Source organism: Burkholderia sp. WP42, from assembly GCF_000745665.1.
Lineage (GTDB): Bacteria > Pseudomonadota > Gammaproteobacteria > Burkholderiales > Burkholderiaceae > Burkholderia > Burkholderia vietnamiensis.
In genome coordinates, this window is sequence record NZ_JQJT01000010.1 from 253,252 (window position 1) to 279,263 (window position 26,012).

The 26,012-nt window shown below is 69.4% G+C and carries 26 protein-coding genes; 20 read left to right on the forward strand and 6 right to left on the reverse strand.

The window, feature by feature from the left end; translation table 11 throughout:
- Positions 1 to 7 precede the first annotated feature (7 nt).
- The gene (gene gspN / locus EX20_RS06490) at positions 8 to 796 is read left to right on the forward strand and encodes a type II secretion system protein N (protein WP_011882765.1); all 789 of its coding nucleotides are present in this window, start codon (positions 8 to 10) and stop codon (positions 794 to 796) included.
- Positions 797 to 824: 28 nt separating this feature from the next.
- Here the strand turns inward: gspN and EX20_RS06495 are convergent, their stop codons facing one another.
- Both EX20_RS06495 and EX20_RS06500 read right to left on the reverse strand, forming a co-directional pair.
- Positions 825 to 2,363, reverse strand: coding sequence for an efflux transporter outer membrane subunit (locus tag EX20_RS06495; protein ID WP_034193001.1), 1,539 nt, complete (start codon positions 2,361 to 2,363; stop codon positions 825 to 827).
- Between the two features lie 287 nt (positions 2,364 to 2,650).
- Positions 2,651 to 2,944, reverse strand: coding sequence for a multidrug ABC transporter ATPase (locus EX20_RS06500; RefSeq protein WP_081054222.1), 294 nt, complete (start codon positions 2,942 to 2,944; stop codon positions 2,651 to 2,653).
- 173 nt (positions 2,945 to 3,117) lie between these two features.
- Here EX20_RS06500 and EX20_RS06505 point away from each other — a divergent pair, with 173 nt between their 5' ends.
- Entirely contained in the window at positions 3,118 to 3,615 is a 498-nt protein-coding gene (locus tag EX20_RS06505; protein WP_011882762.1) for a MarR family winged helix-turn-helix transcriptional regulator, read from the forward strand.
- A 175-nt stretch (positions 3,616 to 3,790) separates the two neighbouring features.
- Positions 3,791 to 5,353, forward strand: coding sequence for a DHA2 family efflux MFS transporter permease subunit (locus EX20_RS06510; protein WP_034193003.1), 1,563 nt, complete (start codon positions 3,791 to 3,793; stop codon positions 5,351 to 5,353).
- A gap of 126 nt (positions 5,354 to 5,479) precedes the next feature.
- Here EX20_RS06510 and EX20_RS06515 read toward each other — a convergent pair whose 3' ends face one another.
- Positions 5,480 to 6,406, reverse strand: coding sequence for a LysR family transcriptional regulator (locus tag EX20_RS06515; RefSeq protein WP_014722135.1), 927 nt, complete (start codon positions 6,404 to 6,406; stop codon positions 5,480 to 5,482).
- A gap of 138 nt (positions 6,407 to 6,544) precedes the next feature.
- Between EX20_RS06515 and EX20_RS06520 the strand changes: the two genes are divergently transcribed.
- The 17 genes from EX20_RS06520 (at position 6,545) to EX20_RS06600 (ending at position 24,419) form a co-directional block, all read left to right on the forward strand.
- Positions 6,545 to 7,021 carry a CidA/LrgA family protein gene (locus EX20_RS06520; RefSeq protein ID WP_034193004.1) on the forward strand — a complete coding sequence of 159 codons (477 nt, stop codon included), beginning with the start codon at positions 6,545 to 6,547 and terminating at the stop codon, positions 7,019 to 7,021.
- A 13-nt stretch (positions 7,022 to 7,034) separates the two neighbouring features.
- On the forward strand, positions 7,035 to 7,757 hold the full coding sequence (locus EX20_RS06525) for an LrgB family protein (protein ID WP_011882758.1): 723 nt from the start codon (positions 7,035 to 7,037) through the stop codon (positions 7,755 to 7,757).
- A gap of 222 nt (positions 7,758 to 7,979) precedes the next feature.
- Positions 7,980 to 8,516: a flagellar basal body-associated protein FliL gene (fliL, locus tag EX20_RS06530; protein ID WP_046425506.1), complete on the forward strand. Its 537-nt coding sequence runs from the start codon at positions 7,980 to 7,982 to the stop codon at positions 8,514 to 8,516.
- 22 nt (positions 8,517 to 8,538) lie between these two features.
- Positions 8,539 to 9,537 (forward strand): flagellar motor switch protein FliM, encoded by a 999-nt coding sequence (gene fliM, locus EX20_RS06535; protein ID WP_011882756.1) that lies wholly within the window; start codon positions 8,539 to 8,541, stop codon positions 9,535 to 9,537.
- The gene (fliN, locus tag EX20_RS06540) at positions 9,530 to 10,042 is read left to right on the forward strand and encodes a flagellar motor switch protein FliN (protein ID WP_034193005.1); all 513 of its coding nucleotides are present in this window, start codon (positions 9,530 to 9,532) and stop codon (positions 10,040 to 10,042) included. Before fliM ends, fliN begins: the two co-directional genes overlap by 8 nt.
- A complete protein-coding gene (fliO, locus tag EX20_RS06545; RefSeq protein WP_034193006.1) occupies positions 10,039 to 10,608 on the forward strand; it encodes a flagellar biosynthetic protein FliO in 570 nt (189 codons plus the stop codon). Before fliN ends, fliO begins: the two co-directional genes overlap by 4 nt.
- Before the next feature lie 36 nt (positions 10,609 to 10,644).
- Entirely contained in the window at positions 10,645 to 11,406 is a 762-nt protein-coding gene (fliP, locus tag EX20_RS06550; RefSeq protein ID WP_011882753.1) for a flagellar type III secretion system pore protein FliP, read from the forward strand.
- 15 nt (positions 11,407 to 11,421) lie between these two features.
- Positions 11,422 to 11,694 (forward strand): flagellar biosynthesis protein FliQ, encoded by a 273-nt coding sequence (fliQ, locus tag EX20_RS06555; RefSeq protein ID WP_011882752.1) that lies wholly within the window; start codon positions 11,422 to 11,424, stop codon positions 11,692 to 11,694.
- A 28-nt stretch (positions 11,695 to 11,722) separates the two neighbouring features.
- Positions 11,723 to 12,505, forward strand: a complete 783-nt coding sequence (fliR, locus tag EX20_RS06560) for a flagellar biosynthetic protein FliR (RefSeq protein ID WP_014722130.1) — start codon at positions 11,723 to 11,725, stop codon at positions 12,503 to 12,505.
- A 145-nt stretch (positions 12,506 to 12,650) separates the two neighbouring features.
- Positions 12,651 to 13,655 carry an ABC transporter substrate-binding protein gene (locus EX20_RS06565; RefSeq protein ID WP_034193007.1) on the forward strand — a complete coding sequence of 335 codons (1,005 nt, stop codon included), beginning with the start codon at positions 12,651 to 12,653 and terminating at the stop codon, positions 13,653 to 13,655.
- Between the two features lie 135 nt (positions 13,656 to 13,790).
- Positions 13,791 to 14,588: an ABC transporter ATP-binding protein gene (locus EX20_RS06570; protein ID WP_011882749.1), complete on the forward strand. Its 798-nt coding sequence runs from the start codon at positions 13,791 to 13,793 to the stop codon at positions 14,586 to 14,588.
- A 45-nt stretch (positions 14,589 to 14,633) separates the two neighbouring features.
- Positions 14,634 to 15,491 carry an ABC transporter permease gene (locus tag EX20_RS06575; protein ID WP_124260013.1) on the forward strand — a complete coding sequence of 286 codons (858 nt, stop codon included), beginning with the start codon at positions 14,634 to 14,636 and terminating at the stop codon, positions 15,489 to 15,491.
- A gap of 71 nt (positions 15,492 to 15,562) precedes the next feature.
- Positions 15,563 to 16,930, forward strand: coding sequence for a sensor histidine kinase (locus tag EX20_RS06580; protein WP_034193008.1), 1,368 nt, complete (start codon positions 15,563 to 15,565; stop codon positions 16,928 to 16,930).
- 14 nt (positions 16,931 to 16,944) lie between these two features.
- Positions 16,945 to 17,622, forward strand: a complete 678-nt coding sequence (locus EX20_RS06585; protein WP_011882746.1) for a response regulator — start codon at positions 16,945 to 16,947, stop codon at positions 17,620 to 17,622.
- 286 nt (positions 17,623 to 17,908) lie between these two features.
- Positions 17,909 to 19,039, forward strand: a complete 1,131-nt coding sequence (locus EX20_RS06590; protein WP_034193009.1) for a porin — start codon at positions 17,909 to 17,911, stop codon at positions 19,037 to 19,039.
- A gap of 335 nt (positions 19,040 to 19,374) precedes the next feature.
- The gene (locus tag EX20_RS06595; RefSeq protein WP_034193010.1) at positions 19,375 to 21,393 is read left to right on the forward strand and encodes a site-specific DNA-methyltransferase; all 2,019 of its coding nucleotides are present in this window, start codon (positions 19,375 to 19,377) and stop codon (positions 21,391 to 21,393) included.
- Entirely contained in the window at positions 21,393 to 24,419 is a 3,027-nt protein-coding gene (locus tag EX20_RS06600; RefSeq protein WP_034193011.1) for a type III restriction-modification system endonuclease, read from the forward strand. The genes EX20_RS06595 and EX20_RS06600 overlap by 1 nt, the downstream gene beginning before the upstream one ends.
- Positions 24,420 to 24,658: 239 nt before the next feature.
- Here EX20_RS06600 and EX20_RS06605 read toward each other — a convergent pair whose 3' ends face one another.
- From EX20_RS06605 to EX20_RS06615, 3 genes are all read right to left on the reverse strand, one after another.
- Positions 24,659 to 25,042 (reverse strand): hypothetical protein, encoded by a 384-nt coding sequence (locus EX20_RS06605; RefSeq protein ID WP_034193012.1) that lies wholly within the window; start codon positions 25,040 to 25,042, stop codon positions 24,659 to 24,661.
- A 198-nt stretch (positions 25,043 to 25,240) separates the two neighbouring features.
- Entirely contained in the window at positions 25,241 to 25,495 is a 255-nt protein-coding gene (locus tag EX20_RS06610) for a glycine zipper 2TM domain protein (protein WP_034193013.1), read from the reverse strand.
- A gap of 56 nt (positions 25,496 to 25,551) precedes the next feature.
- Positions 25,552 to 25,854 carry a hypothetical protein gene (locus EX20_RS06615; RefSeq protein ID WP_034193014.1) on the reverse strand — a complete coding sequence of 101 codons (303 nt, stop codon included), beginning with the start codon at positions 25,852 to 25,854 and terminating at the stop codon, positions 25,552 to 25,554.
- Positions 25,855 to 26,012: the final 158 nt, after the last annotated feature.

The following is a 26,012-nucleotide window of genomic DNA, read 5'->3' on the forward strand; positions in this document are numbered from 1 at the left end:
CCGGCCGATGCGGCCGGCACTCAGGCGGCTCGTCGCCGTCTTGCCGTGGCTGGCGGCCGGCGCGCTGGCCACGGCCGCCACGCTCGTCGCGCTCGCGCCGGCCGCGTGGATCGCGCCGCAGTTCGCGCGCGCGACCGGCGGTCACGTCAATCTCGTCGATCCGGACGGCTCGCTGTGGCACGGCTCCGGCACGCTGATGCTGGCGCCGGGCGCGGACCAGAGCGCCGCCACGCTGCTGCCGGGCCGCGTCGAATGGACCACGCGCTTCTGGCCGCTCTTGACCGGCCGCGTGCAGATGCGCATGCGGCAGACCGAGGCGATGCCCGATGCCGTCACGCTCGACGCGACGTGGCGCGGCGCGGTGCTGTCGGCCGGTGCGATGGCCGTGCCCGCATCGCTGCTCGCCGGGCTCGGCACGCCGTTCAACACGCTCGACCTGCAGGGCGACGTGCGGCTCGGCTGGACCGACTGGCGGCTGATCGGCAACAACGCGTTCGGCCAGCTGACGGTGACGATCGATTCGATGAGTTCGCGCGTGTCGCGCGTGAAGCCGCTCGGCTCGTACCGCGCGGTGCTGCAGGCGAAGGGCGCGGACGCCGATCTCGACCTGTCGACCACGCAGGGCCCGCTGTTCCTCGACGGACACGGCGGCTTCGGCCCCGGCCACGGGTCGTTCCGCGGCACCGCGCACGCGGCGCCGGAGCAGCAGGCGAACCTCGCGGGGCTGCTGAACCTGCTCGGACATCCGATCGGCAACAACCAGGTGTCGCTGATCTTCGGCGACGCGATGCGCTGAGCCGCCGCGGCCCGCGCCGCGGCTCCCGTTACTGCTGCGCGAGCGGCGCGGCGGCCGTCGCGCCGGACGCCGGCATCGCGGCGGGCGCCGCCATGCCGCCCGTCTCGCGCGCCATGTCCGACGTATCCCAGCCGCCGCCGAGCGCCTTCACGAGCCCGACCGACGACACCATCCGCTGGCCGCCGAGCGTCGCGAGCTTCTGCTGCGCAGTGAACGCGGTGGTCTGCGCGGTCAGCACGTTCAGATAGGCGACCGTGCCGGCCTTGTACTGGTTCGTGACGATCGCCAGCGCCTGCTCGGCGCTCGCGACCGCCTGCCGCTGCACGTCGACTTCCTGCGCGAGGATGCGCTGCGACGCGAGGTTGTCCTCGACGTCCTGGAACGCGGTGAGCACCGCGAGCCGGTACGCGGCGACGTCCTGATCGTAGGTCGCGCGGGCCGCGTCGGTCTGCGCGGCCCGCAGGCCGGCGTCGAACAGCGTCGCCGCGAGCTGCGGGCCGACCGTCCAGAACCGTGCGGGCAGCGTGAACAGCTGCGACCATACCGAGCTCTGGAAGCCGCCGCTGGCCGACAGCGTGAGCGTCGGAAAGAATGCGGCGATCGCGACGCCGATCTGCTCGTTCGCGGCGGCCGCGCGGCGCTCGGCCGCCGCGATGTCGGGCCGGCGCTCGAGCAGCGCGGACGGCACGTCGACCGGCGTGACCGGCGGCTCCTCGGCGAGCGGGTTCGGCGGCAGCGAGAAGGTCGATGCCGGTTCGCCGATCAGCGTCGCGATCGCATGCTCGTATTGCGCGCGCGCGACGCCGTTGTCGATCGACGCGGCCTGCGCGCTCTGCAGCTGGGTCTGCGCCTGGATCACGTCGGCGCGCGCGGCCACGCCCTGCGCGTACTGGTTCTGCGTGAGCTTCAGCGAGTCGCCGTACGACTTCACCGTGTCGTCGAGCAGCTTCTGCAGCGCATCGGACGTGCGCAGCTGGAAGTACGTCTGCGCGAGCAGCGCCTGCTGCGACAGCCGCGCGTTCGCGAGATCGGCCGCGGCCGCCGCTTCGCCGGCGCGCTGCGCGCTGACGTTGCGGCTCACCTTGCCCCACAGGTCCGGCTCCCAGCTCGCATCGAGGCCGACGCTGTAGCTGTTGCCGATCGCCGAGCCGCCGCCGAACGTGGACGAGCCCGACGACGACGACGCGCGTCCCGTACGCGAGCGCGTGCCCGACGCCGTTAGCCCGACCGTCGGGAAGTACGCGGCGCGCGCCTCGGTCACGAGCGCGCGTGCCTGCCGGTACGCGGCGGCCGATTGCGCGATGGTCTGGTTCGACGCGTTGAGCTTGCCGATCAGCGCGTCGAGCTGCGAATCGCCGTAGACGGACCACCACGGCCCGCGATCGGCCCGGTCGGCCGGCTGCGCGACCTTCCAGCCGGCCGGCGCTTCCTTGAACGCGGCGGGAATCGTCGTGTCGGGCCGGTGATAGTCGGGCCCGACCGCGCAGCCGGCGAGCAGCACGGCCGTTGCAACGGCAACGGCGGCGCTCAGCGGGCGAAAGGCGCGCGGGAAGGAGGCGTACGGCATCGTGAGGTTCCTGTCTGGGTGCGGCGGCCGGCGAGCGGCGTCGCGCAAGGCGCGCGGTGCGGACGTTCAGCCGCTGGCGGACAAATGGTAACTGACGGCGGGAAAGCTGCGCAGCCGTAAGGGTAAGGTGCGCGGCCGCGCGCATGTGTTACCGGTGCGGAAGGCCGGTTTACCGGCCGTTACGGCGGGCTTGCGTGCAAAACGGGCCGGCTGCGCCGACCGCACCGCGCGTTGCGGCGGGCCGATTCAACGGCGAAGGCAACGGCGACGGCGGGCGCCGCGCCGCGTCAGTGGCAGCGCGCGGGCACCGGCAGGGGATCGGCGGCGGGCCGCCATGGCGATGGGTCGGGTGCCGCCGTCTGAGTCGTGCGGTGCCCGGCGCGGCCGGCCCGTTTCGCGCTGCGCTGGCGCCGATGATCGAACCACGCGAACCCGAGCGCCGCGAGCGAGCCGCCCGGCACCACCAGCATCGTCACGTACAGCGCGATCTTCCAGCCGCGGTGCGGGCCGGCGAACGCATGATGAGCGGTATCGGTCAGGTTGCGGCGCAGTGCGCCGGCGGCGTTTTTCAGGAACAGCATGGGGAACATCCTCGGGTGCCCGGCAGGGCGGGCGCGGCGGTCAGAACATAGTCTCCGGCGGTGCGACATGCACGTCGTAACTGGTTGCCTGAAATAATATTGACCAAGCAATCATTTTTCAAGATACTGGGCGCGTTTTGTCCTGAAACGCACTGTTGCTGCGCGCAATCGCAATGAACGGCGGCCTTTACGATCCCGACACCATCGAGCTGGAAACGAGCCTCGGTTATTTCCTGACCAAGGCTCGGCAGGCGCTCGTCGAGCGGATGGATCGCGCCCTCGAGCCGTACGACCTCACCGCGCAGCAGATCGGCGTGATCCTGCTGCTGTCGCGCGGCTATGCGCGCACGCCGTTCGAGCTGTCGCGCAAGATGTCGTACGACAGCGGCTCGATGACGCGGATGCTCGACCGTCTCGAGCGCAAGGGCCTGGTGGCCCGCGCGCGCAGCGAGCAGGACCGCCGCGTAATCGAGCTGACGCTGACCGAGCGCGGCGCCGAGGCGGCGCGGGCGTTGCCGTCGCTGATCGCGACCGCGCTGAACGCGCAGCTGGCCGGCTTCTCGGCCGACGAGCTCGCGACGCTCACCGGCCTGCTGCAGCGCTTCATCGCGAACGGCCCCGGCGACGCCGGCTGCCCGAAGCCCGACGAATCCGACGAACCCCACTGTTGAGCGCGGAGGCCCGATGTTCCGGTTTAAGCATTCGCTTATTTGTCTGTCTGGGCAGAAGATGACCGTGCAGGTGCCCCGCGCGCCCCTTCATTCGTTCCACCCGGTCGCGCCGCACGGTTCCGTGTGCCCGCGCCTTGTGCCGACGCGTTGCGCGCGTCGCGTCTAGGAGATTCCGATGTCCACCACCACGGCATCTGCCGCGTCCCCTGCCGCCGAACCGGCGCCGCTCACCGGCGGCGCGCTCGCGCTGCTCACCGTCGGGCTCGCGCTCGGCACCTTCATGGAAGTGCTCGACACGTCGATCGCGAACGTCGCGGTGCCGACCATCTCGGGCAGCCTCGGCGTCGCGACCAGCGAAGGCACGTGGGTGATCTCGTCGTACTCGGTCGCATCGGCGATCGCGGTGCCGCTGACCGGCTGGCTGGCGCGGCGGGTCGGCGAAGTGCGGCTGTTCACGCTGTCGGTGCTCGCGTTCACGATCGCGTCGGCGCTGTGCGGCCTCGCGTCGAACTTCGAGACGCTGATCGCGTTCCGGCTGCTGCAGGGCCTCGTGTCGGGGCCGATGGTGCCGCTGTCGCAGACCATCCTGATGCGCAGCTACCCGCCCGCGAAGCGCGGGCTCGCGCTCGGGCTATGGGCGATGACGGTGATCGTCGCGCCGATCTTCGGCCCGTTGCTGGGCGGCTGGATCAGCGACAACTACACGTGGCCGTGGATCTTCTACATCAACCTGCCGATCGGGATCTTCTCGGCGACCTGCGCGTACTTCCTGCTGCGCGGCCGCGAGACCCGCACGAGCAAACAGCGGATCGACGCGATCGGCCTCGCGCTGCTCGTGATCGGCGTGTCGTGCCTGCAGATGATGCTCGACCTCGGCAAGGACCGCGACTGGTTCAACTCGAGCTTCATCGTCGCGCTCGCGCTGATCGCGGTGGTGTCGCTCGCGTTCATGCTCGTGTGGGAGGCCACCGAGAAGGAGCCGGTGGTCGACCTGTCGCTGTTCCGCGACCGCAACTTCGCGCTCGGCGCGCTGATCATCTCGTTCGGCTTCATGGCGTTCTTCGGCTCGGTCGTGATCTTCCCGCTGTGGCTGCAGACGGTGATGGGCTACACGGCCGGCAAGGCCGGGCTCGCGACCGCGCCGGTCGGGCTGCTCGCGCTGGTGCTGTCGCCGCTGATCGGGCGCAACATGCACCGGCTCGACCTGCGGATGGTCGCGAGCTTCGCGTTCATCGTGTTCGCGATCGTGTCGGTGTGGAATTCGACGTTCACGCTCGACGTGCCGTTCAACCACGTGATCCTGCCGCGGCTCGTGCAGGGGATCGGCGTCGCGTGCTTCTTCGTGCCGATGACGACGATCACGCTGTCGAGCATTTCGGACGACCGGCTCGCGAGCGCGTCGGGGCTGTCGAACTTCCTGCGCACGCTGTCCGGCGCGATCGGCACCGCGGCCAGCTCGACGTTCTGGGAGAACGACGCGATCTACCACCATGCGCGGCTCGCGGAATCGGTGAGCGTCTATGCGCAGAACACGACGGACTACCAGGCCGCGCTCGCGCAGCTCGGGGTCGTCGGGCAGACGGCCAACGCGCAGCTCAACCAGCTCGTCACGCAGCAGGGCTTCATGATGGCGACCAACGACTTCTTCCACCTGTCGGCCGGCGTGTTCATCGCGCTCGCGGCGCTCGTGTGGATCACGAAGCCGAAGAAGGGCGCGGGGCCGTCGATGGGGCATTGAGCCCCGCCGCGGGCGGCCGGCGTCGCGTGCCCGGCCGCCGGCCGCGGGCCGCACACGTCGCCCACGCCCACCGCCCACGGCACGCATGAGCCGCACGGCCGCCGCGTGCCGATGTCCCGGCCCGCATCACTCGCGCGCGAGCAGCCCGCCGAAGGCGAGATCATCGCCGGACGCGATCGGCAGCGTCGCGCGCGCAACCTCGAGCCACGCGCGCGCCGCGTGCGACAGATAACCCTTCTTCAGCCAGCCGAGCGCGATCGCCCACGTGATTTCCGGCTCGACGATCGGCCGGCACGTGAACTGCCGCGCATCGAGCCGCCGGCAGTACGGCTCGGGCAGCAGCGCGATGCCGACGCCCGCGTGCACCAGCGCCGCCATGAAGTCCCAATGGCCGCTGCGGCTCACGATCGACGGCGTGAAGCCAGCCTGCCGGCACGCGTCGAGCACCGCGTCGTGCAGCGCGAGGCTTTCCGCGTAGAACACGAACGACTCGCGCGCGAGGTCGGCGAGCGCCACGGCCGTGTGGTCCTCCCAGCGCGACTCGCGCGGCGCGACCAGCCACAGCGGCGCGCGCACCATCGGCAGCCGCTCGAACGTGCCGGGATCGACCGGCTCCAGCAGCCCGCCCAGCTCCAGCTCGCCCGACATCAGCGCCGCCTCAATCATCCGCGCGCCCTGCTCGAACAGCTTCAGCTCGATGTTCGGATAGCGCTGCTTGTACGCGGCGATGATCGGCGTGAACAACGAGCCGCCGAGCGGCGGAATGCCGATCGTCAGCTCGCCGCGCCCGAGCGTGCCCAGATCGTTGAGCTCCGACTGCAGCTGCGCCTGCGCGGCGAGCACGTCCTGGCCGCGCTGGAACACGATCCGGCCCGCGTCGGTCAGCACCATTTGCCGGCCGTCGCGCAGCAGCAGCGGCGAGCCGATCTCGTCCTCCAGCGCCTTCACCATCTTGCTGATGGTCGGCTGCGTGACGAACAGCCGGTCGGCCGCCGCCGTGAAGCTCTGCTGGCGGACCACTTCGACGAAGTACCGCAGCGCGCGCAATTCCATCGCTTCTCCCCAGATTGGTGCAGCATCTACAGACAGGATTCCGAACTGGAATGATAAGGATAGAGACAAGTCATTTTATTTATGGTTAGGGGAAACCCTATACTCCTAGCATCAACCGAATCTCTGCAGGAGCCAGCCATGAGCCACTCGACCGCGTCTGTCGCCGTCCTTCCCGCCACGCCGGGCAAGCTCACGCGCACGGGCCGCATCGCGCTGCAGTCCGCCGCGCTCGGCGTGCTGTGGCTGGCGGTCGACTGGGCCGTGCGCGCGGTCGGCCTGCCGGTGCCGTCCGGCGTGGTCGGGCTCGCCGTGCTGCTGGTGCTGCTGTTCTCGGGCCGCGTCGCACCTGCATGGGTGAAGGACGGCGCGAACTGGCTGCTGTCCGACATGCTGCTGTTCTTCGTGCCGGCGGCCGTCGCGGCCGTCCAGTACGGCGGGCTGTTCCGCGAGGACGGCTGGCGCATCGCGCTCGTCATGCTCGCCGGCACCGCGTTCGTGATGGTCGCGGTGGCCGTCGCGGTCGACCTCGCCGCGAAGCTCGAGCGCCGGCTCGCCGCGCAACGCATGTTCGCCGAACGCCGCCGCGCGCGTCTGGCGAGCGTGTCGGTCCACTGAGCCGGAGCCCGTCATGCATGCGCTGCTGTCGCGCCTGAGCGTCGACCAGGTGAATACCGCGATCTCGATCGGCTGCTTCGTGCTGACGGTCGCGCTGTATTTCGCGTCGAAGCGGCTCTACGCGTACCGCAAGACGCTGCTGTTCTCGCCGCTGGTGTTCGTGCCGGGCGTGCTCGCGCTGCTGGTCGTGCTGACCGGCATCCCGTATTCGGTGTACTTCCGCGACACGCGCTGGCTGATGTGGCTGCTCGGCCCGGCGACCATCGCGTTCGCGGTGCCGATCTACGAATACCGCGAGCTGATCCGCCGCCACTGGCTGTCGCTGTCGGTCGGTGTCGCGGTCGGGATCGCGGCGGGCGTGTGCGGTTCGCTGCTGCTCGCGAAGCTGCTGCACCTGTCGCCCGAGCTGCAGCGCTCGCTGATGACGCGTTCGGTCTCGACCCCGTTCGCGCTCGCGGTGTCCGACAAGATCCACGCGCCGAAGGACCTCACCGCGCTGTTCGTGATCGCGACCGGCATCTGCGGGATGCTGCTCGGCGAACTCGTGCTCGCGCTGGTGCCGATGCGCACGCGGCTCGCGCGCGGCGCGCTGTTCGGCGCGGCCGCACACGGCGTCGGCACCGCGAAGGCGCGCGAGATCGGCAGCGAGGAAGGCGTCGTGTCCAGCCTCACGATGATGATCGCGGGCGTCGCGATGGTGCTGATCGCGCCGTTGCTGTCGCTGCTGCCGATCTGAGCAGGCACCGAGCCCGTGCGGGCGGCCGGCCGTCCGCATCGCCGCCCGGTCCTGCCTGCCGCCGGCCGCCGCGCCGCGGCCCTTCACCGTTCCCCCGCCGCTCCGCCACCCTCCCCGCGCCGAATCGAGCCGAAGCGCCCCCGCAGCCGGCCGACAATCTGCTGAGATAGCCGTAATTCCCCCCTCTTTTCCGCCCATCGGCTTCGGCCCGGATGCCGAACAATGCATGCTACGAGACACCACGCACGCATTCACATGGCCTCCACGACTGCAAACCCGCCTGCCGACAAGCCGGCTTCGTCCGGCAAGTTCAAGCGCATCGCGCTGATCGCCGTCATCGCGCTGGGCGCGGCCGCCGCCGCAGCCGGCGGCATGTACGTGTTCCTGAGCAAGGCGGGCGTCGGCCATTCGAGCGCGCCGGCCGAACCGCCGCCGCTCGCGGCGCCCGTGTTCTTCCCGCTCGACCCGCTGACCGTCAACCTGCAGTCGGACGACGGCATCCAGCACTATCTGCGCGTCGGGCTGTCGCTGAAGCTGACCGACCCGAAGGCGCAGGAGGAGCTGACCGCGCGCATGCCGGAGATCCGCAGCCGGATCCTGCTCGCGCTGTCGAACAAGCATCCCGAGGAGCTCGCGACGCCGGACGGCAAGCAACTGCTCGCGAAGCAGCTGCGCGAGCTGGTCGAGCAACCGACGCAGCCGGGTAACCAGCGCGCGAAGGTGGACGCCGTGCTGTTCACCGAATTCGTCGTCCAGTAACGCGGCCGCAAAAGGAGCGCGCATGGGCCACCAGGAGTTCATGTCCCAGGAGGAGGTCGATGCCCTCCTCAAGGGCGTCACCGGCGAAACCGACTCGATCGACGAGCAGCGCGACACGTCGGGCGTTCGCCCCTACAACATCGCGACGCAGGAGCGGATCGTCCGCGGCCGGATGCCCGGCCTCGAGATCATCAACGACCGCTTCGCGCGTCTGTTGCGGATCGGCATCTTCAACTTCATGCGGCGCACGGCGGAAATCTCCGTGAGCCAGGTGAAGGTGCAGAAGTACAGCGAGTTCACCCGCAACCTGCCGATTCCGACGAACCTGAACCTGGTGCACGTGAAGCCGCTGCGCGGCACGTCGCTGTTCGTGTTCGATCCGAACCTCGTGTTCTTCGTCGTCGACAACCTGTTCGGCGGCGACGGGCGTTTTCACACGCGCGTCGAGGGCCGCGACTTCACGGCCACCGAGCAGCGGATCATCGGCAAGCTGCTGAACCTCGTGTTCGAGCACTACACGACCGCGTGGAAGAGCGTGCGGCCGCTGCAGTTCGAATTCGTGCGCTCGGAGATGCACACGCAGTTCGCGAACGTCGCGACGCCGAACGAGATCGTGATCGTCACGCAGTTCTCGATCGAGTTCGGGCCGACGGGCGGCACGCTGCACATCTGCATGCCGTATTCGATGGTGGAGCCGATCCGCGACGTGCTGTCGTCGCCGATCCAGGGCGAGGCGCTCGAAGTCGACCGCCGCTGGGTGCGCGTGCTGTCGCAGCAGGTGCAGTCGGCCGAGGTCGAGCTGACCGCGGATCTCGCGGAAATCCCGGCGACCTTCGAGAAGATCCTGAACCTGCGCGCAGGCGACGTGCTGCCGCTGGAGATCGACGACACGATCACCGCCAAGGTCGACGGCGTGCCGGTGATGGAATGCGGCTACGGCATTTTCAATGGTCAATATGCGTTGCGCGTGCAGAAGATGATCAGCGCGGGCGACACGATGAAGGAAGGTGGATATGAGTGAGCTGAACACGACGACGCCCGAACTCGACGCGCAGGCCCTCGCCGACGCGGCGCTCGCGGAATCGGCCGCAGCGGCGGCCCCGGCCGCGCCGGCGGCAGCGGCAGCGCCTGCCGCGGACGAAGAACAGGGCCTCGACGACTGGGCCGCCGCGCTCGCCGAGCAGAACGAGCAGCCGGTGGTGGCCGGCGCGACCGGCGCCGGCGTGTTCCAGCCGCTGTCGAAGGCCGCGGCGAGTTCGACGCACAACGACATCGAGATGATTCTCGACATCCCGGTCAAGATGACCGTGGAGCTGGGCCGCACCAAGATTGCGATCCGCAACCTGCTGCAGCTCGCGCAGGGTTCGGTCGTCGAGCTCGACGGCCTCGCCGGCGAACCGATGGACGTGCTCGTGAACGGCTGCCTGCTCGCGCAGGGCGAGGTCGTGGTCGTCAACGACAAGTTCGGCATCCGGCTGACCGACATCATCACGCCGGCCGAACGCATCCGGAAGCTGAATCGGTGAACGTCGTGAAGGCCGCCCGCCGCGCCCACCGCTTCGCCGTCGCCACCCTCCCGGCCCTCCTGGCCGGGGCGGCGGCGCTCGCGAGCAGCGGCGCCGGCGCGGCCGACATGAACGCGGTGAACCACGCCGGTTCGATCGCGTCGAGCGTGATGGTCGGCTCGGCCGCGCCGTCGCTCGGCGTCGGCGCGGTGCTGCAGACGCTGGTCGGGCTCGCGGTCGTGATCGGCCTGGTGTTCGGCTGCGCGTGGCTCGCGCGCCGCTTCGGGTTCCAGCCCGCGCGGCGCGGCGGCCCGCTGAAGGTCGTGTCGAGCGTCGGGCTCGGCGCGAAGGAAAGCGCGACGATCGTCGAGATCGGCGACACCTGGCTCGTGCTCGGCGTCGCGCCGGGCAACGTGCGCCTGCTGCATACGCTGCCGGCCGGCTCGGCGCCCGACGCGGCCGTCGTGTCGACGTCGCCCGGCGCCGGCGCCGCCGACGCGAACGCGTCCGGCTCGTTCGGCGCGCGGTTTCGCGACGCGCTCGCCGGCGAAGCCGCGAAGCGCTTCGGGCGCGGCAAGGAGCGCTGACATGGCGCCGCGTCACCCATCCGTACCCGCATTCCGATGAAACACGACTTCCTGCGTCACGCGGCGCGCTTCGCGCCCGTGCTGATCCTCGGCCTCTTCCCCGCGCTCGCGTGCGCGCAGGCGGCCGGCCTGCCCGCGTTCAACACGAGCCCGGGCCCGAACGGCGGCACCACCTATTCGCTGAGCGTGCAGACGATGCTGCTGCTCACGATGCTGTCGTTCCTGCCGGCGATGCTGCTGATGATGACGAGCTTCACGCGCATCATCATCGTGCTGTCGCTGCTGCGTCAGGCGCTCGGCACCGCGACGACGCCGCCGAACCAGGTGCTGCTCGGCCTCGCGATGTTCCTCACCTTCTTCGTGATGTCGCCGGTGCTCGACAAGGCCTACAACGACGGCTACAAGCCGTTCTCCGACGGCTCGCTGCCGATGGAGCAGGCCGTGCAGCGCGGCGTCGCGCCGTTCAAGGGCTTCATGCTGAAGCAGACCCGCGAGACCGATCTCGCGCTGTTCGCGAAGATCTCGAAGGCCGCGCCGATGCAGGGGCCGGAGGACGTGCCGCTGTCGCTGCTGGTGCCGGCGTTCGTCACGAGCGAGCTGAAGACGGGCTTCCAGATCGGCTTCACGATCTTCATTCCGTTCCTGATCATCGACCTGGTGGTCGCGAGCGTGCTGATGTCGATGGGGATGATGATGGTGTCGCCGTCCACCGTGTCGCTGCCGTTCAAGCTGATGCTGTTCGTGCTGGTCGACGGCTGGCAGCTGCTGATCGGCTCGCTCGCGCAGAGCTTCACGTAAGCGGAGGAAGACGCGATGACACCCGAACAGGTGATGACGCTGGCGCACCACGCCATGATGGTCGGCCTGCTGCTCGCCGCCCCGCTGCTGCTGGTCGCGCTCGCGGTCGGCCTCGTCGTGAGCCTGTTCCAGGCCGCGACGCAGATCAACGAATCGACGCTGTCGTTCATCCCGAAGCTGCTCGCGGTCGCGGCGACGCTCGTGATCGCCGGCCCGTGGATGCTGACGACGATGCTCGACTACCTGCGGCAGACGCTGCTGCAAGTCGCGACGCTCGGCGCCGGCTGAGCGGCCCGCGCGGCCCCGCTTCCCCGCGATGTTCTCGGTTACCTACGCGCAGCTCAACGGCTGGCTGACCGCCTTCCTGTGGCCGTTCGTGCGGATGCTCGCGCTCGTCGCGACGGCGCCCCTGGTCGGCCACGGGGCGGTGCCCATGCGCGTGAAGATCGGCCTCGCGGCGTTCATGGCGCTGGTCGTCGCGCCCACGCTCGGCGCGATGCCCGGCGTGACCGTGTTCTCCGCGCAGGGCATCTGGATCATCGTCACGCAGTTCCTGATCGGCGTGTCGATGGGCTTCACGATGCACCTCGTGTTCGCGGCCGTCGAGGCGGCCGGCGACTTCATCGGGCTGTCGATGGGGCTCGGCTTCGCGACCTTCTTCGATCCGCATTCGAACGGCGCGACGCCGGTGATGGGCCGCTTCCTGAATGCGGTCGCGATGCTCGCGTTCCTCGCGGTGGACGGCCATCTGCAGGTGTTCGCGGCGCTGGCCGCGTCGTTCCAGACGCTGCCGGTGTCGGCCGAGCTGCTGCACGCGCCCGGCTGGCATACGCTCGCCGCGTTCGGCGTGACCGTGTTCCAGATGGGGCTGCTGCTCGCGCTGCCGGTCGTCGCCGCGCTCCTGATCGCCAACCTCGCGCTCGGCATCCTGAACCGCGCGGCGCCGCAGATCGGCATCTTCCAGATCGGCTTCCCGGTCACGATGCTGGTCGGGCTGTTGCTCGTGCAACTGATGATCCCGAACCTCGTGCCGTTCGTGTCACACCTGTTCGACATGGGCCTCGACGGGATCGGCCGCGTGCTGCAGGGCTGGCGCTGACGCGGCCGCGCCCGCCCCATTTGCTGGAAAACCCCTAACCGAATCGCCGTGTCGCGAAAGGTTGCGGAAGGCTTCGCGTCCCTATACTCGTCGTGACGATGCGCCACGCATCGCGCCATACGAATACAACGAAGGAGACGACCCGATGCGACCCATCCTGCGCACCCTCGCCGTTGCAGCCAGCCTGAGCTGCGCGCTCGCCGCTCACCCCGCGCTCGCCGACGACGGCGGCAAGATCACGATCATGGTCGGCGGGATCGCCAAGCTCATCTATCTGCCCGCGCGGCTCACGCAGGAACTCGGCTACTTCAAGGCCGAAGGGCTCGACGTCGAGCTGCTGTCGCAGCCGGCCGGCGTCGATGCCGAGAACGAGCTGCTGGCGGGCGCCGTGCAGGGCGTCGTCGGCTTCTACGACCATACGGTCGACCTGCAGAGCAAGGGCAAGGAAGTGAAGGCGATCGCCGTGTTCGGCCAGGTGCCCGGCGAGGTCGAGATGGTGTCGACCAAGGCCGCGCCGACGTTCAGGACGATGGCCGATGCGAAAGGCAAGACGCTCGGCGTGACGGGCCTCGGCTCGTCGACCAGCTTCCTCACGCAATACCTCGCGCTGCAGCGCGGCGTGCCGTCGACGCAGTACACGATGCTGCCGGTCGGCGCCGATGCGAGCTTCATCGCCGCGATCAAGCAGGGCCGCATCGACGCCGGGATGACGACCGAGCCGACGGTGTCCGCGCTCGAGAAGATGGGCGACGCGAAGGTGCTGGTCGACATGCGCACCGTCGAAGGCACGCGCGCCGCGCTCGGCGGCACCTATCCGGCCGCGAGCCTGTACGTGCAGTCCGCGTGGGCCGATTCGCACAAGGCGGAAGCGAGCAAGCTCGCGCACGCGTTCGCGAAGACGATGCAGTTCATCCACACGCACAGCGCCGAGGAGATCGCCGCGAAGATGCCGGCCGATTACCAGAAGGACAAGGCGCTGTACGTGGCTGCGCTGAAGGCGTCGCTGCCGATGTACACGGCCGACGCGAAGATGCCGGCCGACGGCCCGGCGACCGTGCTGAAGGTGCTGTCGGCGTTCAACCCGTCGGTGAAGGGCAAGCACATCGATCTGGCGCGCACCTACACCAACGACTTCGTGAATGCCAAATGAGTGCGCAATGAGCGCGCCATGAACGCGCGCGGTGCCCGCGCCGGCGGCCGGCTGCCGGCGGGCGGGCACCGCAGGCCCGGCTGACCGGCCCGGCGCCGCCGCTGCGGCGCCCTCTTCACCCGCAGGACGAATGCGATGAACCAGGCAGTTTCCCCGAGCACACCGGCGATCGAGTTTCGCAACGTGTCGTGCCGCTTCATTTCGCCGGAAGGCCGCGCGACGGTGGCGCTGCGCGAATTCAGCATGAGCGTCGCGCGCGGCGAGTTCATCGCGATCGTCGGCCCGACCGGTTGCGGCAAGTCGACCACGCTGAACCTGATCACCGGGCTGCTGAAACCGGCGTCGGGCGAGGTGCGCGTGATGGGCCGCCCAGTCGACGGGATCGACCCGCGGATCGGCTTCGTGTTCCAGGCCGACGCGGTGTTTCCATGGCGCAACGTGATCGACAACGTCGCGGCCGGCCCGCTGTTTCGCGGCCGCTCGAAGGACGTCGCCTACGCGCAGGCCGACGAATGGATCCGCAAGGTCGGCCTCGACAAGTTCGCGAAGCACTACCCGCACCAGCTGTCGGGCGGGATGCGCAAGCGCGTCGCGCTCGCGCAGACCTTCATCAACCAGCCGGAAATCCTGCTGATGGACGAGCCGTTCTCCGCGCTCGACATGCAGACGCGCACGCTGATGCAGGACGAGCTGCTGCAGCTGTGGTCGGCGAACAAGGGCTCGGTCGTGTTCGTCACGCATGATCTCGAGGAGGCGATCGCGCTCGCCGACCGCGTGTTCGTGCTCACCGCGCGCCCTGCGACGCTCAAGCGCGTGTACGAGATCGACCTGCCGCGCCCGCGCGTCACGTCGGAGGTGCGCTACGACGCGCGCTTCATCGAGATTTCGAAGGACATCTGGCACGACCTGCGCGAAGAAGTGCAGATCGGCTGACGCCTGCGCCGCCCGCGCACGCGACCCACCGCCAAGGACAGGAGCATGACCGACATGACGCTTCCCCCCACCGCCCTGCCGGCGACCACGCTCGAGGACGACGAGCGCGCCGCGCAACGCCGGCTGCGCCGCCGGCGCAATCTGATCGTCGCGCTGCGCATCGCCGTGCTCGTCGTCGTGCTCGGCGGCTGGGAGCTCGCCGCGCGCCTGAAGTGGATCGATCCGTTCTTCTTCTCGATGCCGTCGCTGATCTTCGAGCAGATCCAGGACTGGTTCGTCAACGGCACGTCGCAAGGCCCGCTGCTCACGCAGGTGTGGGTCACGCTGGAGGAAACCGCGATCGGCTTCGTGATCGGCTCGGTCGCCGGCGTGATCTGCGGCATCGTGCTCGGCCGCAACAAGCTGATGGCCGACGTGTTCGGCCTGTACATCCAGATCGCGAACTCGATTCCGCGCGTCGTGCTCGGCTCGGTGTTCGTGATCGCGCTCGGCCTCGGGATCGCGTCGAAGATCGCGCTGGCCGTCGTGATGGTGTTCTTCGTCGTGTTCGGCAACGCGTTCCAGGGCGTGCGCGAAGCGGACCGCTACCTGATCGCGAACGCGCAGATCCTCGGCGCGTCGCGCCGGCAGATCACCACGTCGGTCGTGATTCCGTCCGCGCTGAGCTGGATTCTCGCGAGCCTGCACGTGAGCTTCGGCTTCGCGCTGGTCGGTGCGGTGGTCGGCGAATTCCTCGGCTCCAAGCAGGGCATCGGGCTGCTGATCTCCACCGCGCAGGGCGCGTTCAACGCGAGCGGTGTGTTCGCGGCGATGATCGTGCTGGCCGTGGTCGCGCTGGCCGCCGACTACCTGCTGACGCGGATCGAGAAGCGCCTGCTGAAATGGCGTCCCGCCGCGTTCTGAGCCGCGCCCGGCCGACCGCATCCACGAACCGCGCCGGCCGCCCCGGCGCGGTTCGGCATTGAGGAGACGCCATGGCGCACAGCCTGCGCGGGCGGCTGCTATGGTGGTTGCTGCTGCCGCTCGCGGCCTTCGTGCTGATCGCCGGCGCGATGTCGTACGACACCGCGCGGCGCACGGCCGCGCTCGTGCAGGACAGCGCGCTGATCGCATCGGCGCGCACGATCGGCGAGGACGTCGAATGGCGCAACGGGCTGCCGGTCGCCGACGTGCCGCCGGCCGCGCTGGAGATCTTCGAGTCGCCGTCGCGCGACTCGGTGTTCTACAAGGTGATCGACGGCCACGGCCGGCTGCTCGCGGGCAACCCGGCGCTCGATGCACCGGCGCGGCACCGCGCCGAGCCGACGCTGTACGACACGACGCTCGAGCATGTGCCGCTGCGCGCCGTCGCATACGATCGCCAGCTGTACGACGAGGGACGCGTCGAGACGGTCACGGTCGTCGTCGCGAAGACGGCGCGCTCGTACGACGCGATGGTCGCGACGATCTGGCGGCCGCAGCTGCTGCGCCTGTCGCTGATGCTGGTGCTCGCGATCGTGCTCGTCTATCTCGGCCTCACGCTGGAGCTGCGGCCGCTGATGAAGCTGAAGGACGACGTCGCCGACCGCGGGCCGATGGAGCTGGAGCCGATCCGCCCGGAGCGGCTGCAGCACGAGCTGCGGCCGATCGTCGATGCGATCAACCAGTGCATCGCGCGGCTCAACACGCACACGGCGACGCAGCGGCGCTTCATCGCCGACGCCGCGCACCAGCTGCGCACGCCGATCGCCGTGCTCGACACGCAGATCCAGTACGCGCGGCGGCGCGATCACGGCGACCGCGAGCTGGCGGCGGTGCTCGACAGCATGCAGCGCAGCAGCCGCAAGATGGCCGACGTGACCGACAAGCTGCTGCTGCTCGCGCATGCGGAAGCCACGCCGTCGACGCTGCTCACGCAGCGCGTCGATCTCGCGGCCGTCGTGTCGAGCGTGCTGGAGGAAGCGATCGTACTCGCGCAGCGGCGCGCGATCGACCTCGGCGCGGATCTCGGCGAGCGGCTCGACGTCGCCGGCAGCGACAGCCTGCTGAGCGCGCTGGTGTCGAACCTCGTCGACAACGCGGTGCGCTACACGCAGCCGGGCGGTTGCGTGACGGTGGCCGCGCGCCGCGACGGCCACGCGGTCGTGCTCGACGTGATCGACGACGGCCCCGGCATTCCGGCCGAGGCGCGGCCGCACGTGTTCAAGCGGTTCTACCGCGTGTCGGCCGATACCGAGGGCTCCGGCCTCGGCCTCGCGATCGTGCGCGAGATCGCGCAGGCGCACGGCGGCAGCGCCGTGCTCGCGCCGGGCCCGGGCAATCGCGGTATCGTCGTGACCGTGCGGCTGCCCGCTTACGACTGAAGATACGAATCGCCATGAAACTGCTGCTGGTCGAAGACAATGCCGAACTCGCGCACTGGATCGTGAACCTGCTGCGCGGCGAGGACTTCGCGGTCGACTGCGTCGGCGACGGCGAGCGCGCCGACACGGTGCTGAAGACGGAGCGCTACGACGCGGTGCTGCTCGACATGCGGCTGCCCGGCATCAGCGGCAAGGAAGTGCTCGCGCGGCTGCGGCGCCGCAACGACAACGTGCCGGTGCTGATGCTGACCGCGCACGGCTCGGTCGACGACAAGGTCGACTGCTTCGGCGCGGGCGCCGACGACTACGTGGTCAAGCCGTTCGAATCGCGCGAGCTGGTCGCGCGCATTCGCGCGCTGATCCGGCGACGGGCCGGCGTCGGCACCGCGCAGCTCGTGTGCGGCGACCTCGTCTACGCGTTCGGCACGCGCGAGTTCCGCTGCGGCGACGCGCTGCTCGCGCTGCGGCGCCGCGAGCATGCGATTCTCGAAACGCTGATGCTGCAGCAGAGCAAGACGGTGTCGAAGGCGCGGCTGATGGACAGCGTGTTCGCGCTCGACGACGAGCCGAGCGCCGATGCGATCGACATCTACATCCACCGGCTACGCAAGCATCTCGCGGGCAGCACGGCCGAGATCATCACGCTGCGCGGCCTCGGCTATATCCTGCGCGCGAAGCCCGCGCAGCACTGACGCGCGCGCTCTCTTGCCTCACGCGCCTCGCGCGACCATTCGTAGTACGGAAATTCACCCCCGGCCCGGCGATGCATCGCGCGGCTCGCCGCCGCTCGCGTGCGCGACCTGCCTTCGTCGCGGCTTCGGTGTTTTCACCGACGCAGATGCTTGCCGCGGGAAAGCGACGTGAAGGATTGCACCTTCTACGATGCTACGCGTCGGCCCCATGCGGCCGTCACCATGCGGCGTACGTTTCGTACCGCCAACGAATTGACTTCAATGCGGCAGCCCGGAGGAGACGATCTTGAAACGAACCACCCTTGCCCTTTCCATCGCGGCGACAGGCCTCTGCGCCGGCACCCACGCGCACGCGCAGTCGAGCGTGCAGCTGTACGGGCTGATGGACCTGAGCTTTCCGACCTACCGGACCCACGCCGATGCGAACGGCAATCACGTGATCGGCATGGGCAACGAAGGCGAGCCGTGGTTCAGCGGCAGCCGCTGGGGCCTGCGCGGCGCGGAAGACATCGGCGGCGGCACCAGGATCATCTTTCGCCTCGAGAGCGAATACGTGGTCGCCAACGGCCAGATGGAAGACGACGGCCAGCTGTTCGACCGCGACGCGTGGGTCGGCGTCGAGGATCCGCGCCTCGGCAAGCTGACGGCCGGCTTCCAGAACACGATCGCGCGCGACGCCTCGGCGATCTACGGCGACGCGTACGGCGCCGCGAAGCTGACGACCGAGGAAGGCGGCTGGACCAACTCGAACAACTTCAAGCAGATGATCTTCTACGCGGCCGGCCCGACCGGCACGCGCTACAACAACGGCGTCGCGTGGAAGAAGGTGTTCGGCAACGGCATCTTCGCGAGCGCCGGCTACCAGTTCAGCAACTCGACCGCGTTCGCGACCGGCTCCGCGTACCAGGTCGCGCTCGGCTACAACGGCGGACCGTTCGCGGTGTCCGGCTTCTACAACCACGTGAACCACGGCGGCTTCACCAACCAGACGTTCTCGGTCGGCGGCAACTACGCGTTCAGCATCGTGCGCCTGAACGCCGGCTACTTCCGCTACAACGGCGACCAGGGCTCGCTCGGCCAGCGCCACGACGATTCCTGGACGGTGTCGATGAAGATCGCACCGCGCGGCCCGCTCGACTACGAGCTCGGCTACCAGCAGATGCGCGTGAAGAACGCCGCATACAACGCCGACGGCTTCGTGCCGAACGCCAACCTCGGCGCGTTCAGCCTGACCAGCGGCGTCGGCAACGGCTTCAAGGAGACGCTCTACGGGTCGGTGTTCTACCACCTGAGCAAGCGCACCGAGGTGTACCTCGCCGGCGACTACATGAAGCTGCATGGCGGCTACACGGTGGCGTCGACGTTCGGCGCGAAGAACCAGCTCGAGCTGACGTCGGGGATTCGCACGCGCTTCTGACCGGACCGGGGCCGCCCGGCCCCGTATCGCGCGCGCCCGATACGCGCGGCTGGCACGGCGACGCCCTCGCGTCGACCGTGCCCCTTTTTTCTGCCGTCGCTGCCGCAGCACCGCATCTGCCGCGACCCGCGCGTCGTGCGCCGGCCGCGAGGCCCGCCCCGACGCGCCTCGCGGGCCGCCCGACGGGCGTTTCCCGGCCGATGCGCGCACGCTCGCCTCACATCGGTGCTTGACCTGCGCCGACCGACTCGCTAGCGTTTCGGGTTTGCCCGGGCGGCCCTTGCCGCCGGTGCCGCGACTGCGCCCGATGTCCTGGCGCACGCGGCCGGGCTCCGATGGAAAAGACGATGCAGAAACTCGATGCGGCGAGCCCGCTGGCGATGTCGACGGATTTCACCGCCGACAACGTCGCGCGCCTGAAGGCGCTGTTCCCCGAACTCGTGACCGAAGGCCCGCACGGCGCGTCGGTGGACGTCGACGTGCTCAAGGCGCTGGTCGGCGAGCACACCGTCGGCGCCGCCGACGAGCGCTACGGCTTCCACTGGCACGGCAAGCGCGGCGCGCGCCAGGCCGCGCTCACGCCGTCGACCGGCACGCTGCGCCCGTGCCCCGACGACAGCGTCGCGTGGGACGACACGCGCCATCTCGTGATCGAGGGCGACAACCTCGACGTGATGAAGCTGCTGCACAAGAGCTACGCGGGCAAGGTGAAGCTCGTCTACATCGACCCGCCGTACAACACCGGCAGCGATTTCGTCTACGCGGACGACTTCAGCGACAGCATCCGCCATTACCTCGCGATGACGGGCCAGACCGACGCCGGCGTGAAGCGCAGCACCAACACCGAGGCGAACGGCCGGTTCCACACCGACTGGCTGAACATGATGTATCCGCGGCTGAAGCTCGCGCACGCGCTGCTGTCCGACGAAGGGCTGATCGCCGTGCACATCGACGAGCACGAGGTGCATGCGCTCGTGCTGATGCTGCGCGAGATCTTCGGCGAGGAGAACGAGCTCGGCGTGGCCGTGTGGGACAAGCGCAATCCGAAGGGCGACGCGCGCGGCATCGCGTACCAGCACGAGTCGCTGGTGCTGTTCGCGCGCAACGCCGAGACGCTGCTCGAACAGGCGCCGCTGAAGCGCCCGAAGCGCAACGCGCAGCGCATGCTCGATGCCGCGCACGACGCCGTGTACCGCAGCGGCAACGCAAAGGACGCGCAGAAGGCGTACCGCGCGTGGATGAAGGCGCAGACCAACCTGTCCGGCGGCGAGGTGATGTACGACCGGCTGTCCGCCGACGGGCGCGTGTACCGGCTCGTGTCGATGGCGTGGCCGAACAAGAAGAAGGCGCCGGACGAGTATTTCACGCCGCTGATCCACCCGGTCACCGGCAAGCCGTGCGCGATGCCGGCGCGCGGCTGGCGCAATCCGCCCGCGACGATGCAGGCGCTGATCGAGCGCAGCCAGATCGAATTCGGCCCCGACGAGACCACCCAGCCGCAGCGGATCTACTACCTCGACGAGAACATGTACGAGAACGTGCCGTCGGTGCTGCCGTTCGCCGGCTCCGACGACGCGCTGCTGAAGGCGCTCGGCATCCCGTTCGACCAGCCGAAGCCGGTCGATTTCGCGGCGGCCGTGATCGGCTGGTGCACGCGCGGCGACGACATCGTGCTCGACTGCTTCGCCGGCTCCGGCTCGACCGGCCACGCGGTGATGCAGGTGAACGCGACCGACGGCGGCGCACGCCGCTACATCCTCGTGCAGCTGCCCGAGGCGCTCGACCGCCGCGACAAGGCGCAGCAGGCGGCCGCCGATTTCTGCGCGAAGCTGAAGAAGCCGGCGACGCTCGCCGAAGTCACCAAGGAGCGGCTGCGCCGCGCCGCGCAGCAGGTCGCGCGCGACTATCCGGAAAGCTATGGCGACCTCGGCTTTCGCGTGTATCGCCTCGACACCACCAACGTGATCGAGTGGGATCCGCGCCGCGACGACTTCGACCATGCGCTGTTCGCGTCGGTCGAGCACGTGAAGACCGGCCGCAGCGAAGACGACCTGCTCGCCGAGCTCACGCTCAAGCTCGGCCTCGATCTGTGCACGCCGGTCGAGCATCACCAGGTGGCCGGCAAGACGGTGCACCTGATCGGCCGCGCGATCGTCGCGTGCTTCGACGCGCGCATGTCGCGCGACGACGCGGGGCCGCTCGCCGACGGCATCGTCGAGCTGCTCGATGCGACCGGCGCGACGCGCGACGTCACGTGCCTGTTCCGCGACAGCGGCTTCGTCGACGACGTCGCGAAGCTCAATCTCGCCGCGCTGCTCGAGCAGCACGGCGTGAAGCGCGTGCGGAGCCTCTGATGCGGCTGCATTTCGAAGCGGATCTCGACTACCAGCGCGACGCGATCGACGCCGTCTGCGACCTGTTTCGCGGCCAGGAATCGTATCGCGGCGACTTCAGCGTGCTCGCGAACGCCGCGCCCGGCACGACGGCCGCCGCGCAGGGCTCGCTCGGCTTCGCGGTGTCGGAGCAAGGCGTCGGCAACCGGCTGTCGCTGACCGACGACGCGCTCGCGCGCAACCTCGCCGACGTGCAGCTGCGCGGCGGGCTGCCGCCGTCCGGCCAGCCCGGCTCGCGCGACTTCACCGTCGAGATGGAAACCGGCACAGGCAAGACCTACGTGTACCTGCGCACGATCTTCGAGCTGAACCGCCGCTACGGCTTCACGAAGTTCGTGATCGTGGTGCCGTCGATCGCGATCAAGGAAGGCGTGCACAAGACGCTGTCGATCACCGAGGATCATTTCCGCGCGCTGTACGCTGGCGTGCCGTACGACTACTTCCTGTACGACTCGGCGAAGCTCGGCCAGGTGCGCCACTTCGCGGCGAGCGCGGCGATCCAGATCATGGTGATGACCGTCGCCGCGATCAACAAGAAGGAAATCAACAACCTCTACAAGGACAGCGAGAAGACCGGCGGCGAGAAGCCGATCGACCTGATCCGCGCGACGCGGCCGATCGTGATCGTCGACGAGCCGCAGAGCGTCGACGGCGGCCTCGAAGGGCGCGGCCGCGAGGCGCTCGCCGCGATGGCGCCGCTCTGCACGCTGCGCTACTCGGCCACCCACGTCGACCGGCATCACATGGTGTATCGGCTCGACGCGGTCGACGCTTACGAGCGCAAGCTCGTCAAGCAGATCGAGATCGCGTCGGCGATCGTCGAGGACGCGCACAACAAGCCGTACGTGCGGCTCGTCGGCGTGTCGAACCGGCGCGGCGCGATCAGCGCGCGCATCGAGCTCGACGTGGCGACCGCGGCCGGCGTGAAGCGGCAGATCGTGTCCGCGACCGACGGCGACGATCTCGAACGGCTGACCAAACGCGCGCTGTACGCCGGGCTGCGCATCGGCGAAGTGCATGCGGTCAAGGGCGCCGAATACGTCGAGCTGCGCCATCCGGAAGGCGACGCGTTCCTGTCGCTCGGCGAGGCGTTCGGCGACATCGACACGCTCGCGGTGCAGCGCGAGATGATCCGCCGCACGATCCGCGAGCATCTCGACAAGGAGCTGCGGCTTGCCGAGCGCGGCGTGAAGGTGCTGTCGCTGTTCTTCGTCGACTCGGTCGAGCGCTATCGCCGCTACGACGAGAACGGCACGCCGGTGAAAGGCGACTACGCGCTGATCTTCGAAGAGGAATATGCGCGCGCCGCGCGGGTGCCGGCCTATCGCGCGCTGTTCGACGGCGTCGACATCGCCCGCGAGGTCGAGCGCGCGCACAACGGCTACTTCTCGATCGACCGCAAGGGCGGCTGGACCGACACGAGCGAGAGCAGCGCCGCCGCGCGCGAGAACGCCGAGCGCGCGTACGGGCTCATCATGCGCGAGAAGGAAGCGCTGCTGTCGTTCGACACGCCGCTGAAGTTCATCTTCTCGCACTCGGCGCTGAAGGAAGGCTGGGACAACCCGAACGTGTTCCAGATCTGCACGCTGCGCGACATCCAGACCGAACGCGAGCGCCGTCAGACGCTCGGCCGCGGGCTGCGCCTCGCGGTCGACCAGGACGGCGAGCGCGTGCGCGACCCCGGCGTGAACACGCTCACCGTGATCGCGACCGAGCGCTACGAGTCGTTCGCGGAGAACCTGCAGAAGGAAATCGAGGCCGACACCGGCATCCGCTTCGGGATCGTCGAGCAACACCAGTTCGCGGCGCTGCCGGTGCAGGAAGGCGACGGCCCCGCGCATGCGCTCGGCATCGAGCTGTCGCGCGTGCTGTGGACGCATCTGCACGAGCAAGGCTACGTCGACGCGCAGGGCAAGGTGCTCGACCGCCTGAAGGATGCGCTGCGCCGCAGCGCGCTCGTGCTGCCCGACGCATTCGAGACGCTGCGCGCGCCGATCGTCGCGACGCTGCGCAAGCTGTCGGGCCGCTTCGCGGTGCGCAACGCGGACGAGCGGCGCGCGATCGCGCTGCGCCGCGATGCGTCCGGCAAGGCCGTGATCTTCGGCGACGCGTTCCGCGCGCTGTGGGAACGCATTCGCCATCGCACCGTGTACAGCGTGGACTTCGACAACGCGAAGCTGGTGCGCGACTGCACGACGGCGCTGCGCGACGCGCCCGACATCGCGCGGGCGCGGCTGCAATGGCGCAAGGCCGAGATCGACATCGGCAAGGCCGGCATCGAGGCGATCGAGGTGGCGGGCGCCGGCACGGTGCTGCTCGACGAAGGCGAACTGCCGTTGCCGGACCTGCTCACCGAGCTGCAGGACCGCACGCAGCTCACGCGCCGCTCGCTCGCGACGATCCTCGCCGACAGCGGCCGGCTCGACGACTTCCGCGTGAATCCGCAGCAGTTCATCGCGCTGGCCGCCGACGCGATCAACCGCTGCAAGCGGCTCGCGCTCGTTGCGGGGATCTCGTACAGGAAGCTCGGCGATCGTCACGTGCACGCGCTCGAATCGTTCGAGAGCGAGGCGCTCACCGGCTACCTGCGCAGCCTGCGGCTCGATGCGCGCAAGTCGATTCACGAGGCGGTGGTGTGCGAGACGGACGCGGAGCGCGCGTTCGCCGATGCGCTCGAAGCGCACGACGGCGTGAAGCTGTACGCGAGGCTGCCGGCGTGGTTCCGCATCGCGACGCCGCTCGGCGGCTATCACCCGGACTGGGCCGTGCTCGCGGAGCAGGATGGCGGCGAGCGGCTCTATTTCGTCGTCGATACGCCGAACGCCGACGACGCCGTGCCGAGCGAGCACGAGCGCGCGAAGCTCGCGTGCGGCGCCGCGCATTTCCGCGCGCTGGCCGATGGCGAAGATGCGGCGCGGTTCGTGCGCGTCGCGCAGGTCGATGCGCTGTTCGAGCCCGGTGCGGCGGCGGGCGGCCGCGCGGGTTGATGCGAAGGGCGGCGCGAGCCGCCCTTTTTTCATTTGGGGGGACGCGCTTCCCTCCTTCGATACGAACGATCCGTCCGTCGTCCGCGGGAAAGCGGTTCGTATTCCGACGCGTTCTCACGCGCCGTTACGGCTGGTTGCAAATCAGGGTCGAGACGGCGAGCAACGACCGGCCTGCGATGCCGCGCGCGCCCATGAAAAAAGCGCGCCGAAGCGCGCTTGTTCCGTCCGCACGGGCACGCTTACAGCGTGCGGCCGAGCGCGTTGCGATGCCCGTGATGCGTCGAGGTCGCCGTCGTCGCATGCGCGGTATGGCCGTGCGTATGCGCGTGACCGTGGCCGGGCTGCACGCCGGCGCGGTCGGCGATCGTGTCGGAGCGATCGGCCGCGCGTGCGAGGCCCTTGTCGCGGTCGCCCGAGCGGAAGCCGTTCGAATTGCTCAGCGCGTCGCCGCTCATGTGGCTGCCGGACATCCCGCCCGCGTTGCCGCCCATCCCGCCCATCCCGCCTGCGCCATGGCCGCCGCCACCACCACCGCCATTGCCGCCAGCAGCCGCCTGTGCGCCGGCGGCCCCGAGTGCGAGCAGCGCCGCTGCCAGCACGGACAGATATCGTTGAGTTTTCATCGTTTTCTCCCTGAAGCGCGTTCGGATGACTGCATTCTACGAACGCGCGGTTTTCGCGCGGCGCGACGTTGTAAATGATCGTAACGCGGCGTGTGCACGCATTCGTCCGATCAATTTCCGGCCCACCGGCGTGCGACAACGACAGCGACCGGCGGCGACCGGCGGCGACGGTGTCGCGGCGCCGCCGGTCGTCGTGGTTCACTGCGCCGTCTGCGATGCGGCCGCGGCCGCCTTGCGCTGCGCCGCCTGCTCCTGCTCGTGCTTCTTCGCCAAATGGCGGCCGACGAGACAGCCGCCGACCGCGCCTACCACCGCATGGTGCCCGGCGTAGTGGCCGGCAACGCCGCCCACCGCCGCGCCCTTGATGCAGCCGGCAGCCTGCGCGCTACCGATCGTTGCGAGCGCAACGGCCGCGGCGGCCGTCAACGTTCCGATGTATCGAATGGGGTTCATGCGATCACGCTCCTCGTGTCGATGCGATCAATGTTGTCGTGTGCGTGTCGCGGCGCTCAGTCCCAGTGGCCGCGCCAGCCGCCGCCGTCGCGCCAGCCGCGCTCGCGCCACTCGTGTTCGCGCCATTCGCGGCGGCGCCATTCATGTTCGCGCCACGCGCGCGCACGCCAGTCGTCGTCGCGATAGCCCACCGGCGCGTACATCACCGGCGGCGGCGGTGCGACGTAGACGGGCGCTGGCGCCGCGTAGACGCCCGGCACGCCGATCCCGACCGACAGGTCGACGTGCGCCGACGCGACGCCCGACGCTGCGAGCGCCGCTACACCGAGAACTGCACCGAGAATAAGTTTCTTGCTCATTTCGCGACTCCCTGCACGTATCGTGCGTGATGTGACTACGGTTCGGAGTCTAGGCAGCGCGGGCCGACACAGGTGAAACCGGTCTGCGAGACCGGTAACGGGCGATTACGGCGCCCGCGGAGCCTTGCTGCGCAAGGAGACGCGCGATTCGACACGCC

Coding starts and splice junctions, on each gene's coding strand:
- EX20_RS06605 (WP_034193012.1), bottom strand. CDS start 25,042: ATGAAAACTCAACGATATCTGTCCGTGCTGGCAGCGGCGCTGCTCGCA.
- fliP (WP_011882753.1), top strand. CDS start 10,645: ATGAAACACGACTTCCTGCGTCACGCGGCGCGCTTCGCGCCCGTGCTG.
- EX20_RS06595 (WP_034193010.1), top strand. CDS start 19,375: ATGGAAAAGACGATGCAGAAACTCGATGCGGCGAGCCCGCTGGCGATG.
- fliQ (WP_011882752.1), top strand. CDS start 11,422: ATGACACCCGAACAGGTGATGACGCTGGCGCACCACGCCATGATGGTC.
- EX20_RS06500 (WP_081054222.1), bottom strand. CDS start 2,944: ATGCTGTTCCTGAAAAACGCCGCCGGCGCACTGCGCCGCAACCTGACC.
- EX20_RS06565 (WP_034193007.1), top strand. CDS start 12,651: ATGCGACCCATCCTGCGCACCCTCGCCGTTGCAGCCAGCCTGAGCTGC.
- EX20_RS06600 (WP_034193011.1), top strand. CDS start 21,393: ATGCGGCTGCATTTCGAAGCGGATCTCGACTACCAGCGCGACGCGATC.
- EX20_RS06575 (WP_124260013.1), top strand. CDS start 14,634: ATGACCGACATGACGCTTCCCCCCACCGCCCTGCCGGCGACCACGCTC.
- EX20_RS06585 (WP_011882746.1), top strand. CDS start 16,945: ATGAAACTGCTGCTGGTCGAAGACAATGCCGAACTCGCGCACTGGATC.
- EX20_RS06570 (WP_011882749.1), top strand. CDS start 13,791: ATGAACCAGGCAGTTTCCCCGAGCACACCGGCGATCGAGTTTCGCAAC.
- EX20_RS06515 (WP_014722135.1), bottom strand. CDS start 6,406: ATGGAATTGCGCGCGCTGCGGTACTTCGTCGAAGTGGTCCGCCAGCAG.
- fliL (WP_046425506.1), top strand. CDS start 7,980: ATGCATGCTACGAGACACCACGCACGCATTCACATGGCCTCCACGACT.
- EX20_RS06495 (WP_034193001.1), bottom strand. CDS start 2,363: ATGCCGTACGCCTCCTTCCCGCGCGCCTTTCGCCCGCTGAGCGCCGCC.
- EX20_RS06510 (WP_034193003.1), top strand. CDS start 3,791: ATGTCCACCACCACGGCATCTGCCGCGTCCCCTGCCGCCGAACCGGCG.
- EX20_RS06610 (WP_034193013.1), bottom strand. CDS start 25,495: ATGAACCCCATTCGATACATCGGAACGTTGACGGCCGCCGCGGCCGTT.
- fliM (WP_011882756.1), top strand. CDS start 8,539: ATGGGCCACCAGGAGTTCATGTCCCAGGAGGAGGTCGATGCCCTCCTC.
- fliR (WP_014722130.1), top strand. CDS start 11,723: ATGTTCTCGGTTACCTACGCGCAGCTCAACGGCTGGCTGACCGCCTTC.
- EX20_RS06525 (WP_011882758.1), top strand. CDS start 7,035: ATGCATGCGCTGCTGTCGCGCCTGAGCGTCGACCAGGTGAATACCGCG.
- gspN (WP_011882765.1), top strand. CDS start 8: ATGCGGCCGGCACTCAGGCGGCTCGTCGCCGTCTTGCCGTGGCTGGCG.
- EX20_RS06580 (WP_034193008.1), top strand. CDS start 15,563: ATGGCGCACAGCCTGCGCGGGCGGCTGCTATGGTGGTTGCTGCTGCCG.
- EX20_RS06520 (WP_034193004.1), top strand. CDS start 6,545: ATGAGCCACTCGACCGCGTCTGTCGCCGTCCTTCCCGCCACGCCGGGC.
- EX20_RS06505 (WP_011882762.1), top strand. CDS start 3,118: ATGAACGGCGGCCTTTACGATCCCGACACCATCGAGCTGGAAACGAGC.
- EX20_RS06615 (WP_034193014.1), bottom strand. CDS start 25,854: ATGAGCAAGAAACTTATTCTCGGTGCAGTTCTCGGTGTAGCGGCGCTC.
- fliN (WP_034193005.1), top strand. CDS start 9,530: ATGAGTGAGCTGAACACGACGACGCCCGAACTCGACGCGCAGGCCCTC.